The following is an 11,941-nucleotide window of genomic DNA, read 5'->3' as shown; positions in this document are numbered from 1 at the left end:
CTTTCTTCTATTTTGATTCCCACTCACAAGGAATACCGATCATGAAATGGATATCCCGATTCAAATCCGCAGTCCTCGCTGCACTTGCCTGTACGGCCATCGCGGGAGTGCCTGAGGCAATGGCGCAGGGCCTTGAAAAGGAACTCGTGATTTCAAGCACCGGCGGTGTCATGGAGAAGACGCTGTCGCGCTACTTCTACACGCCGTTCAGCAAGGCGACGGGCGTCGAGGTCGTGCCTGTGGCGATTGAAGTGCCCGACCAATGGGCCAAGCTTCAGGCCATGTCGCGCAGCGGCAGTGTGGAGTTCGACATCGTCACGGCCACGCCGCCCGATCTGGTGCAGAAGAAGGAACTGCTGCAACCCATCGATTGCAGCAAATTCCCGAACGTCGCAGCGAACGGCGTCAAGGGCGCGTGCACACCCTTTGGCGTGATGCGCACCGTCGGCGGGATGCAACTCGGCTACAGCACCGATGCATTCAAGGGCAACAACGTACCCAGGACCTGGGCCGATTTTTGGGATACGACGAAGTTTCCGGGCCCGCGCGGCCTGCCCGATACGGGTGACCGCGAATGGTGGCTGCCGGTGGCCGCGTTGCTCGCGGATGGGGTCCCGGCCGACAAGCTGTTCCCGCTCGATCTCGACCGCGCCTACAAGAAGCTCGATGTCATTCGCCCTCATATCGCGGTCTGGTGGAAAAGCGGCGATCAACTCATGCAGATCATGCGCAACAAGGAAGTTGTGATGACGATGGGATATTCGAGCAAGCTCATCTCGCTCGTCAATGCGAAGTTGCCCATCGCCACCACGTGGAATCAGGCCATCAGCGACGTGGCCTACATGGCCATTCCCAAGAGTGCGCCGCACCCCAAGGCCGCAGCCGCATACATCGAATTTTTCTACGGCCTGCCCGCGCAGGAGCATGTGAAATTCGTGAACGCCATCAGCTACGACACGGGCTTTGCGGGCACCGCCGCGCTGATCACACCCGAGCGTCGCGCATTGCTTGCAACCTCTCCGGAGAACTTCGACAAGCTGATCGTTGCAGACCACGAGTGGGTCGGTAAAAACCGCCAGATGCTGCGTGACCGCTGGATCTCCTGGCTGGGCCGCTGAACTGCTGCCGTGCGTGTTGCTTCATGGGCGTCAAAATACGTCGATGGGCTCGGGGTATTACCCTGAGCCGGGAACAACACACACATTCAAGCAGAGGAAAAGAAGTATGGCATCCACCGGTATCCATGTGGTCGAGCGAACCAACCTGGCCAGCCAGATTTATGAAAACCTGCGTGAGCAACTGATGTCGGCGGTCTTTCAGCCCGGACAGCGATTGAAGATTCGCGAACTGGCCAAGGAAATCGGCACCAGTGAAACGCCGGTGCGCGAAGCGCTGATCCAGTTGGTGCGTGACCGCGCACTCGAAATGAAGGAAGGCTACTTCATTCGTGTGCGCCAGCTCTCGCTGGCCGAGTATCTCGAACTGCGCGAGCTGCGTCTGATCCTCGAGCCGCTGGCTGCCGAGCGCGCCGTGCCCCACCTGGACGACGCCGCCATCGACCGACTCAGCGAAAGCCATCGCCAATTGTTGCTGGCCGAGAAGAACAAGGATTACCGCGGTGCGTTGCAACACAACTTCGATTTCCACTTCGGCATCTACCGCCTGTCCGGCATGCCGCAGCTCACCGAGATGCTTGACCGCATCTGGGTGCAGGTCGGGCCGCTGATGAATTTTCTCTACCCGCATGGCCACCCGGCCTATAGCGGCGAACACCAGCACATGCACGTGCTGCGCGGTCTCCAGCAGCGTGACGCGCAGGCCGTCAGCGCGGCGATCAAGGATGACTTGATCGAAGGCGGCAGCAACTTCCTGCGTGTGCTCGAGGAGATCGAAGCCCATCCCGCGCGTGCGGCAGAGCTTCTCGAGCTACGCAACGAACCCTCATCTTCCACCCGAAAGTTGATACCAAAATGATGGACCACACCAGCGACCCGAACGCGGCGCGCTATGTACTCGATCCCCGGCGCACCGACCTGGCGCGCGAGTTTCGACAATGCATTCGCGGCCCTCACTCCGAGGAACTCAAGAAGCTGCTGCACCGCATGCGCTGGGGAGGATTTCCGGGTCGCTATCTGCTCGCGGTGCTTGAGCCCGGACGCCGCTGGGCGCTCGCGCAGATGCCCGATGAGCGTGGTCAGAAGGTCAAGGTATTTCATGACGTGGTGTTCGACTCGCTCGACGAAGCCGAGTGGCATGTGTTCCGGTTGCGCTGGAAGGCGCTTACCGCAAGCGAATTGAAGCTGGACTGAGGCTACCGCCAATCATCCCCAAGATCATGAAAACCTCCATGGAAACCAACGCCTTCGTCGGCTATTCCGACACCCTCAGCGTGCGCGCGGGCGAGCGCATCCGCTTTCATCTTGCGAGCGACACACACGAGCAGGTCGACGTGAAGTTCGTACGCGTGCGTTGTGCCGACGCCGACGCCACCGGGCCTGGCATCAAGTACCGGGAGCTGGTCTCTCCGGTGGACGGCGCGCACCGCGTCGAACCCCGGATCGCGCCCTGCGGATCGTTCATGTCGGTGCCGTCCGATCCGCGCCTGGCACCCGCGGGCGCATTCTCCTTCGGCTGCTATATCTGGCCGACACGGCTTTTGAACACACCACAGACCGTCATGGCGCGCTGGTGCGAGGACAGTGCAACGGGCTACGCGCTCCAGGTCACGCGCGGCGGTGTGGTTCTGCGTGTGGGTGCAGGCGCTGGCGCCATCGAACTGACGACGGGAGTGCCGCTCGAGCAGCGCCGCTGGTACTGGGTGCAGGGCGGCCTCGATCCCGCAACCGGCGAGATGGTCGTTCACCAGTGCCGACTCGCCGACGGCGTGCTGCCCGAAGATCGCCATGAAGCGCGCGCCCTCAGGCCCGGCACCTGGCGCATCGATTCCCAAGGGCCGCTGACGATTGCCGCGCACGCGCTGTCCGTGTCCAGCGCATATTGCACCGCCCACTACGACGGCAAGGTCGAGGCGCCACGCATGGCGGCGGGTTTGCTGAATGCAGAAGCGTTGCGGCGTGGAGATGACGCTGCACGCAGCGGCGTGGCCGACGCGGCGCTGATCGCATCCTGGGATTTCACGCACGGCATCGATACGCTCGACGTGCTGGATCGCTCCCCAATCTTCTGCATGGCGTGCTGCATCAATTGCCTTGTCGCGGCATGACGGGCGTGCACTGGACCGGTGACGTCCACGACTGGCGGCTCGCCCCGCGCGAGTACGGCGCGATTCATTTTCACAGCGACGACATCTACGATTGCGGCTGGCCCGTGACGCTCGATCTGCAGATTCCCGCCGATTGGAAGTCGGGTTTCCATGCGCTGCGGCTGCGTCCGGTTTCGACCGGCAACGCCGATGCAGACGACGCCCAGGGGATCGAGACCCTGATCACCTTCTTCGTCACACCGGCGGTCAATGCGAAGCGTGCATCGCTCGCGGTACTGGCTCCGAGCATGACCTACATGGCCTACGCGAACAACGCGCTGCGCTTGCACGCCGTGCATTTCGAGGTGCTGACCGAGCGGCTGTTGATGCTCACCGGCGACGACATCTACCTGCAGGAGCATCCGGAGATCGGCCAATCCACCTATGACCACCATATCGACGGCAGCGGGCGCGCGTACAGCTCCTGGCTGCGCCCCGTGCTCAACATGCGGCCACGGTCTTCGCTCGGGAATCTGGCCATCGACACCCACTTCCTCGACTGGCTCGAAGAGAAGGGCATCGACTACGAGGTGATCACCGATGTCGAACTCGACAGGCAGGGCCCGCGCGCCCTGGCGGACTACCGGGTGCTCGCGACACTGTCGCATCCTGAGTACTACAGCGAGGCCATGATGAACGGCGTGATGGCATTTCAGAATGCGGGCGGGCGCCATCTCGCGCTCGGTGCCAACGGGTTCTACTGGCGCTGCGCATTTCACCCGAAAGCCCCGGCAGCGGTTGAAGTGCGGCGCGGCATCACGGGCACGCGCACCTGGGAATCGCAACCCGGAGAGGTACACCTTGCAGGCACGGGCGAGCCCGGCGCGCTGTGGCGACACAGCGGTTTCGCGCCGCAGAAGCTGATCGGCGTCGGCTTCGCGGCCATGGTGTACGACCATGCCGGCTACTACCTGCTGACCGAAGGGGCCTCCAATCCACGCGTGGCTTTCGCCATCGAAGGCATATCGCAGGGCGAGCGCATCGGCGACTACGGCGTCCGCATCGGCGGCGCGGTCGGCATCGAACTCGACCGCTTCGACGTGGCTCTCGGCTCTCCCCCGCATGCGGTGATGCTTGCGACCTCGCACGGACTCGGCCCCGGCTCCCTGCCAACGCCCGAGGAATACCGCACCACGGTTCACGGACTCGACGGCGAGCAGAACGCGCTCGTGCGGGCCGACATGGTGTTCTTCGAAACCGCCAACGGCGGCGCGGTGTTCGCCACCGGATCGATCTCCTACGTGCTCTCCTTGAGCCACAACCACTACGACAACAACATCAGCCGGATCACCGGCAATGTGATCGAGCGCTTTCTCAACCCCGAACCCTTCGAGATGCCGTCATGAACACAAACGCGTTTCCCATCCCATGGCAGCAGCGTGATCGGCTCGCACTGCCGGTCGCCGAATTGCGCAAGGTCGCTCATGCGCTGCGCAGGCAGGTCATCAAGCTCGTGCGCCGACATGGTCAGGGGTATGTGCAGCAAGGTCTTGGCGCGGCGGAAATCTTCGCGAGCCTGTACTTCAACGACGCGCGAATCGACCCGGCCCATCCGCGCTGGGAAGAGCGCGACCGCTGCATTCTCTCGACGGCCCACAACTCGGCGCTGTTCCATGCGGCGCTGGCGTTGCGCGGCATGATTCCGGCGGAACTGCTCGATGATTACATCAAGGACGGCTCGGCGCTTGAGATCAACGTGTCGGAGCGCCTCGGCCCGGTCGTCGAAGGCACCTTCGGTTCGCTGGGGCAGGGGCTTTCGGTCGCGGCCGGCATGGCGGCCGCATCGCGCATCAGCGGCGTGGACTACCGTGTGAACGTGATCCTCGGCGATGGCGAGTTGGAGGAGGGCCAGGTCTGGGAGGCCGCGATGTTCGCGGGCTCGCAGCGGCTCAACAATCTCTGCGTGATTCTCGACCTCAACTGGATGCAGGTCGAGGGCCACACCGACGACGTGCTCCGGCTCGCACCGATTGCGGACAAATGGCTGGCGTTCGGCTGGAACGTCATCGAACTCGATGGCCATGACCTTTGCGCGCTGCTCAAGGCCTTTGCCGACGCGCGCGCCGAAACCACCAAGCCGACCATCATCGTCGCCACCACCGTGCCGGGCAAGGGCGTGAGCCTGCTCGAAGGCATCATCAGCCACAACGCCAAGCTGCCGGCCGAGGTGGCCGATGCGGCACTTGAAGAACTGGGAGAGATCGCATGAACACACCGACGAGCAGCCAACAGGTTCGCGAACGCATGCTGGCCGTGGAAGACTTCACCCAGGGCGGTGCGCACACATCGGTGATCGCCGCGCCATCGCTCGAAAAGCCGCTCGGCGACGGCGTGCCGCGATACTACGGAGAGGCCTTGCAGGCCCTCGCACGCGAGCGCACCGGCATCGTCGCGCTGTCGGCGGATCTGACAGCGCCCACCGAGACCGATCTGTTTCGCGATACCTTTCCCCGGCGTTTTCTGAACGCCGGCATCGCCGAGGCCAACATGATGGGCGTCGCTGGCGGACTCGCGCGAAGCGGCATGCAGGCCTGGGTCCACACCTTCTGCGTGTTCGCCACGCGCCGCGCCTACGATCAGGTGGCGATGCAGATCGCCTACCCGCATGCGGACGTGAAGATCGTCGGTTTTTTGCCAGGCCTCTCCACCATCCTCGGCGTGAGCCATCAGGCCATCGACGACGTGGCGCTCATGCGCGCGCTGCCCCACATGACCGTGATCGAACCGTCCGGGCCCGCACAGATTCCTGCCGCGGTGCGCGCGGCCGCCGACCACGAAGGACCTGTCTACCTGCGACTGCTGCGCGCATCTGCCGCGCTTGCGCCGGACACGCCCTGGGAGCCGCTGGAACTGGGCCGCATTCAAGCGCTCGATGATCGCGACGGCGACGTGCTGATCGTGGCAAGCGGCCTGACGGTCGAGCCAGCCAGGGCGGCGGCGCTTGCACTGCGTGAACAGCACGGCATACGCGTCGCCGTCGCCAACGCGCACACGCTCAAGCCGTTTGACGCGGACTTCGTCCTCGCGCAAGCGCGGCGGCGCAAGCTCATCGTCACCGTGGAAAACCACTCGACCCTCGGCGGACTGGGCTCGGCCACCGCCGAGGTACTGGCCGAGGCCGGCAGCGGAGTGCGCCTGCTGCGCCTCGGCGTGCGCGACCGGTTCGCGCAGGGCGCGTCGATGCAATGGCTGTTCGAGCGCCACGGGCTGACCGCAACCGGCATCGCGGATGCGGTGGGCTCGGCGCTCGGTTAGGGCCTGTTCACACAACCCACGGGGTCGCGCAAGAGCTTGTTCTTGTCCCCCTGGTGCGCTGCTGGTGAATGCAATAGGCGCGCTGCGGCGCAGCAAGCCGTTGGTGTTTTTCGCATGAACCGCGCTGCCAGGGGCCATGCGGATCGCAAAAGTAGATCTGCACCTTGACCAGCTCGGCAAGCTCCTTGTGACGCGCCATCTCACTGCCTTGATCGTAGATATGCGCCTTGCGCATGGGCCCTGCGATCTGGTTGATCCTGGCTGCAAAGCCTGCCTGGAGCGCCGACTCGGCCAACAGTGCCTCATCCGATTCGTTGAACGCGTGCTTGAGGTACAGCAGCGAGATCATGATGCGCAGCGGCACGCGCGGTCGCCCGGCGTTGCTGGCGCGGACTGCGCGTTGCACCTTTCCCGAAAAGATCCAGATCAGACAGTGCCGCGCCTGCACGACCCTTGCGGGAAAAGACCTGGGCGACCTGCGCCTCGATCTCCTGCCACGGCATGCGCGAGGCCAGCACGGCCAGCGGGTGACGCACATCGATCATGTGATCAATGCGCGAGCGGAAGAAATCATCGGTGGCGGGGCAGGCAAACATCACGGCAAAACTCCCAGAAAACTGGTGCTATTGGATATCAGATTGGGAGTTCTGAGGAGCGGGAAATGCCCGCAAAGGCTGTGTGGGGGCAGGCTTCGGGGTTATTCAGGGGCGACTACTTCTTGTACTCCCCAAGAAAAGAAAGAGTATTTGTTTTTGTTGCCTCCAATATCATGTGTGAATTATTGATTTCTAGAATCATGAAATCAATAATTTTTGAAAATTCCGAAGAATTTAAAATTGCTTGGCATTCTTCTAGAAATTTCAAAGCGGGATTTATTTTCTTTGCCTGATAAAGAATTAGACAGGGATATTCACCAATATCCTCAAACATTGATTCTTGTTTCAAAAAAAGATCCCAAGGCGTGTTGGATTTATGCCAAGATTTTTTTATTGCCTCCCGATCATATTCAGCACTTTGCACATAAACACCAGAAGCCTCCAATTTTTTCAATATGGTTAACATATCATTATCAATCGATTGGAGTAGTGACTTTTCATCCAGCCATTGCAAGCTTGAGATAATTGATAAAATCATCAAATCAGAATTATTCGAAGAGTCATCTTCAATCTCAAACTGAAGCCCTTTAATATAGTTAACTCTTGAGACTGGTTGATTTATCTCTTTGTAAAAATCAAACTCTGTTTTTAATATTCTTTCCGAGTTAAAATCAGAATCCATAAAGTAATTGTCACCTCCATTAAGCACTTGCTGGAAAAATTTTCTCGCGACGTTCATGACTGGGTCAATATATTTTCGGTCGCTATCTTTCCAGATGTATGACTGAAAACAGTCGAGGCTTAAAATTATTAATAGTTTATCGATACCACTTTCCATTATTGTCCCTGAGGTTTGTTAACTCTTTCAGCTAGACCTCGCACACCTGTTATGGATTCCTTTTGGTATGTTTTCTACCCCATAAGATTTTGACCACTGCGTCGTCCGCGCCTGCGTGCACGGTGATTTTTTGCAGATATCATCGTGATATCGTAATTCGAGGCCTACTGTGGCCTGCGGCGTGCCGGGGGCTCTCGTTTTGACCATCTGGAATCGGGACATCGATTTGAATTGATTTGCACCGTCCCCGTTGCTCAGGCAACGCGTGCTTAGTTAACAGTACTCAAAGAAAACTCTTAAGGGTCGAGTCGAAATTTATTAAGATCAATTCTCCTTCGTGATATTTTTCCAAAATCCAATGATCTCCAAAAATCCAGAAATCCCAATCCTCGGTTACTATTTCGAGTGAATAGTCTTTTAATAATTCTATTTTTGAACTTAGAACCGGCTTTATGGCATTTGACCAAACAATGATTACACGTGGACCTTTTATTACTTCATTTTTCACAAGATTTTTTTCAATTTCAGATGCTGTTGCGTCGTCTGAAAAATTGTAGGTGTACTGATTAGTGGCGCTCGTGACTAATATTCTTCCCCATGAAGTAAATGGAATACTTCTTGCTTTTAACTCATCTTCGATGTCAAAATCCAACGTTTTGATATTGTATTTGATTATTTTTTCATCGGTAATAATTGATGGTGTTGGCGTCATGATTTTTTGCCATATTCAAAGTGCAGGTCTTGATAGAAACGCAGGCGGTTGTCGCCGACGACTGATAAGCCCGGTTGCTCCGGTAGTGTCTTTGGGGAAGACACATGATCATCAAGAAGGTTGCCTGCAGGATCAAATGCAAACAGTTCTTTGGCCTGACGGGTTCCTCCTGTGGGCACGGGGCTGTGAGGCGTTATGACAATTTCGCCCGAATTTTATTATGAGTCTAAATTATGCTGGGGTGAATAAACTATCATACTTCCATGCGGAAACTCTCCATGCCACCCACAAGGAAACCCCCGCTAATATAAATATTCAACAATTTTTCACTAAAGGGATGCAGACGATTGAAATACGAATATTCAATCAAAAAAGTATTGAAATTCTCACTAATCACCCCTTTTATTTCATTCGGCAGAAGTGCGACCTGTTTTTTTGAAATAATATTCTGGGATAATTCAACTCCGAGAGTTGATAGATGTTTCGTCAAAGAAACCCCTGATCTGGAAGGCTATTCTTCACCTCTGTAGTATGATAAATGCTTGTATTATATTCCAAAAGTTCGGTCCAATATAAAATCCCTGTCTGATCGTCTTGGGCGTCTTGATCAGTAGACCAATATACTGCCATGTCAATATCAGTTGTAACCTCAATATTTTCAAATGATCCAGTCAAACCTCTCATAAAATCATCTGAATTAACTATTTTCAACAAATTTTCAAAGGCCGCATTACTTGATTCAACATAGTTATCCAATTTCATCTCCTTTTTGCAATAACATCATCCCACATCGAGGTTGTAGCCCTTCACTGTTGACAACTGGGTTCCCTTTTTGGCGCAACGCTTCTCTCAGCGTTTCTTGAAGTGCTTTGACAGCTCCTTTTCTCGCAGCGCAAGGCAATCGAGAAATCGCCCCCAACGCGTTATCAACACTTAATGAGTAGTTTCCGTGGCTCGTGAAGTGTAAGGCCGATCCAAAGTACCTTCCAGTCCTAATTCCTAAGTATTCTGCTTTTTTGGGTAAACCTATTAAATTGTCAGGCTCATCCTTGCCAACCCGGCACAATTCATCAAACTTGAGTGTTTGTCATAAATAGCCCGAGGAATAATATGATGAACCTGAAACCTACTATCTGATTGCCCCAGTTAACCGCATTCCAAAACGTTGTACGGTAATCCAATCCTGATGGATCGGTAAGCATAATCGGATTTGGGGCATAAGCAAATAAATTTTGCCCCCAGCAACCCAATCGGATCTTGACTGACAAACCTCCCAACCCCGGGATCGTAATATCTAAACCGGTTGTAATGCAGACCCGTCTCTTCATCTGACTGCTGCCCCTGAAACCGGAACGGTTGATCAATGCGGAACGGCTCTTCAGTTTTGGCCTTCGAGGCGTTCTGCGATTGGGCATACCAATCAACAATCCCGCCGTAAGGCTTGGCTGCCATGCCATCCGTGCCAGTGCGTTGCGTGATCTCCCGTATTTTCGATTCACCCCAGACCTTGTAGTCGGCCGCCCAGACTATCCGCCCATGTGCGTCAGTCAGTTCCTGCGGAGCGCCAATCTGGTCGCATTGATACCAGTAGGTGTGCGCTTTTTGTCCGGTTCCCTGAACCGTGGCCAGCGGAACAAAACTGCCAGGTTCATAGATGAACAGATTGGCTCTGACTCCCCGCTGGCTGTGCACCATCAGATCACCATCCCACAAGAACTGCGTCGTGCCAAATGCGTCCGTCTTGCTCACCCTGCGACCCAACGCGTCATAGGCGTAGCGGACGCTTTGCGTTAGGCCATGGCGCGTAGTGCGTGATTCGGTCAGTTGGTGATCGGCGTTCCAGTGCAGTTCCGTGACGCTGGCGTTGCCGCCGCTTTGGTTGCCTTTGGTGCGCTTGATGACATTGCCATGCACGTCGTATTCATAGTGCAGGTCTTGATAGAAACGCAGGCGGTTGTCGCCGACGACTGATAAGCCCGGTTGCTCCGGTAGTGTCTTTGGGAAGACACATGATCATCAAGAAGGTTGCCCGCAGGATCAAATGCAAACAGTTCTTCACGCAGCTTGCTGACTTGTGTAGGCAGCGCTGCAAGGATACGTCCCACCGGATCGTAGCGGTAGTCCTGGCGCCCGCGCAGAGTGTCTGCCTTGGTGATCAACTGGCCCGTCGCATCGTAGACGTAGGCGCGCTCAAGTACAGCCTGCGTTTGGTTCCGTCGGTTCTCGGCGAATGCACTCGACGCGTGTGTGTCTGCCCGATGCCTGATCAACCGCCCGAAGGGTCATATGCGTAGCGGCTGGTGAGCGCTCCTTGGCTGCGCTGGGTTTCACGATGCAGCTTGTCGCGTTCGATGTCGGTGATGATCTGGCGTGCTCCATCTGCGTGGGATGTCTCATCTGCCGCCGTGAGGCCGATCTGATGCAGATGGCCCGATCCGTAGTGCAGCCAATCAAGTGCCCGGCCGTCAGGCAGCGTGGTGCGATTGCGGTTCCCCAATTCGTCATAGGAATGGGCAATCTTGCGTTCCGTGCCTGCGTTTGCCCCTTCTTTCACCTGCTCGGGAGTGGGATGCAGGGCCTGGATTTCTTCCAGAATCTGGCCGACCGGATCGTAGAGATAGCTGATACGGGCTGCTGGGTTGGTCGCCGCAATGAGACGGCCCAGGGGATCGTACGTATAGTTGGCTGTACTTGTGTCTTGAGCGCTTTCACTGTACGCCCGCTTGCCTGTCAGTTGACCAAGTACATCGCGCTCAAGATGCGTGATCTTGCCGGGACCTGCTTGCGTGCCGCCCGCTTCAATGACATGGGTGAGTTCGCTTGCAGCGTTGTAGATGTAGCGCTGATGGCGTCCGTCAAAGCCAATTTCATCGGTGAGCCTATCGCCTGCATCGTAGAAGAAGCGGGTTCGGGCACCATTCTCGTTTTGCAGAACGATCAAGCGCTCTGCCTGATCGTAGTGGTAGAGCAGAACTCCTCCACGCGCATCAGTGCGCTGGGCGGGTTGTCCAGATCCGTCGTAACGATAGCGGGTTGTGCCGCCTCTTGGATCGGTATAGACCAGCAAACGGCCTTCACCGTCCCATTCGTAGTGATGGGTGGCTCCAGTAGGTTCAATGACTTCGTTGAGCCGTCCCAGCCTGTCGTTGCGGTACCTGGTCACTTGTCCAAGTGCATCAGTGCTCGTGCTCAAGTGACCCAGTGCGTCGTAGGTGTAGCGGTTGGTATTGCCTGAGCAATCTGTGTAAGCGATCAGTTGTGCTGCCGCGTCCCAGTGA

At 57.0% G+C, this 11,941-nt stretch carries 13 protein-coding genes and 2 pseudogenes; 7 read left to right on the top strand and 8 right to left on the bottom strand.

Annotation, left to right across the window (positions count from 1 at the left end; all coding sequences use genetic code 11):
- Positions 1 to 41: 41 nt before the first annotated feature.
- From H9K75_RS05700 to H9K75_RS05675, 7 genes are all read left to right on the top strand, one after another.
- Positions 42 to 1,118, top strand: coding sequence for an extracellular solute-binding protein (locus tag H9K75_RS05700; protein ID WP_226858561.1), 1,077 nt, complete (start codon positions 42 to 44; stop codon positions 1,116 to 1,118).
- Positions 1,119 to 1,224: 106 nt separating this feature from the next.
- Positions 1,225 to 1,974, top strand: a complete 750-nt coding sequence (locus H9K75_RS05695) for a GntR family transcriptional regulator (RefSeq protein ID WP_187725085.1) — start codon at positions 1,225 to 1,227, stop codon at positions 1,972 to 1,974.
- Positions 1,971 to 2,309 (top strand): hypothetical protein, encoded by a 339-nt coding sequence (locus H9K75_RS05690; RefSeq protein ID WP_226858560.1) that lies wholly within the window; start codon positions 1,971 to 1,973, stop codon positions 2,307 to 2,309. Before H9K75_RS05695 ends, H9K75_RS05690 begins: the two co-directional genes overlap by 4 nt.
- A 26-nt stretch (positions 2,310 to 2,335) precedes the next feature.
- Entirely contained in the window at positions 2,336 to 3,223 is an 888-nt protein-coding gene (locus H9K75_RS23590; RefSeq protein ID WP_226858559.1) for a phage terminase large subunit family protein, read from the top strand.
- Entirely contained in the window at positions 3,193 to 4,608 is a 1,416-nt protein-coding gene (locus H9K75_RS23585; RefSeq protein ID WP_226858558.1) for a N,N-dimethylformamidase beta subunit family domain-containing protein, read from the top strand. Before H9K75_RS23590 ends, H9K75_RS23585 begins: the two co-directional genes overlap by 31 nt.
- Positions 4,605 to 5,471: a transketolase gene (locus H9K75_RS05680; RefSeq protein ID WP_187725083.1), complete on the top strand. Its 867-nt coding sequence runs from the start codon at positions 4,605 to 4,607 to the stop codon at positions 5,469 to 5,471. The genes H9K75_RS23585 and H9K75_RS05680 overlap by 4 nt, the downstream gene beginning before the upstream one ends.
- Positions 5,468 to 6,517 (top strand): transketolase family protein, encoded by a 1,050-nt coding sequence (locus H9K75_RS05675; RefSeq protein WP_187725082.1) that lies wholly within the window; start codon positions 5,468 to 5,470, stop codon positions 6,515 to 6,517. Before H9K75_RS05680 ends, H9K75_RS05675 begins: the two co-directional genes overlap by 4 nt.
- A 75-nt stretch (positions 6,518 to 6,592) precedes the next feature.
- On the opposite strand, the pseudogene H9K75_RS25720 reads toward H9K75_RS05675, so the two are convergent.
- The 8 genes and pseudogenes from H9K75_RS25720 to H9K75_RS23565 form a co-directional block, all read right to left on the bottom strand.
- Positions 6,593 to 6,809 (bottom strand): annotated as a pseudogene (locus H9K75_RS25720) (IS30 family transposase); the annotation flags it as partial.
- Positions 6,810 to 7,113 (bottom strand): annotated as a pseudogene (locus tag H9K75_RS05670) (IS5/IS1182 family transposase); the annotation flags it as partial. It lies immediately after the preceding pseudogene.
- A gap of 115 nt (positions 7,114 to 7,228) precedes the next feature.
- Positions 7,229 to 7,852 (bottom strand): hypothetical protein, encoded by a 624-nt coding sequence (locus H9K75_RS05665; protein ID WP_226858555.1) that lies wholly within the window; start codon positions 7,850 to 7,852, stop codon positions 7,229 to 7,231.
- A gap of 382 nt (positions 7,853 to 8,234) precedes the next feature.
- Entirely contained in the window at positions 8,235 to 8,663 is a 429-nt protein-coding gene (locus H9K75_RS05660) for a hypothetical protein (RefSeq protein WP_187725080.1), read from the bottom strand.
- Positions 8,660 to 8,842: a hypothetical protein gene (locus H9K75_RS05655; protein WP_187725079.1), complete on the bottom strand. Its 183-nt coding sequence runs from the start codon at positions 8,840 to 8,842 to the stop codon at positions 8,660 to 8,662. The genes H9K75_RS05660 and H9K75_RS05655 overlap by 4 nt, the downstream gene beginning before the upstream one ends.
- A 307-nt stretch (positions 8,843 to 9,149) precedes the next feature.
- The gene (locus H9K75_RS05650; protein WP_187725078.1) at positions 9,150 to 9,419 is read right to left on the bottom strand and encodes a hypothetical protein; all 270 of its coding nucleotides are present in this window, start codon (positions 9,417 to 9,419) and stop codon (positions 9,150 to 9,152) included.
- Between the two features lie 390 nt (positions 9,420 to 9,809).
- Positions 9,810 to 10,577 (bottom strand): RHS repeat domain-containing protein, encoded by a 768-nt coding sequence (locus H9K75_RS23575; RefSeq protein ID WP_226858554.1) that lies wholly within the window; start codon positions 10,575 to 10,577, stop codon positions 9,810 to 9,812.
- A 352-nt stretch (positions 10,578 to 10,929) separates the two neighbouring features.
- The gene (locus H9K75_RS23565; protein ID WP_264293976.1) at positions 10,930 to 11,856 is read right to left on the bottom strand and encodes an RHS repeat domain-containing protein; all 927 of its coding nucleotides are present in this window, start codon (positions 11,854 to 11,856) and stop codon (positions 10,930 to 10,932) included.
- Positions 11,857 to 11,941 lie beyond the last annotated feature (85 nt).

It is taken from the genome of Diaphorobacter aerolatus, from assembly GCF_014489535.1.
GTDB lineage: Bacteria > Pseudomonadota > Gammaproteobacteria > Burkholderiales > Burkholderiaceae_C > Diaphorobacter_A > Diaphorobacter_A aerolatus.
This window is presented reverse-complemented; position numbering and strand designations above follow the sequence as displayed.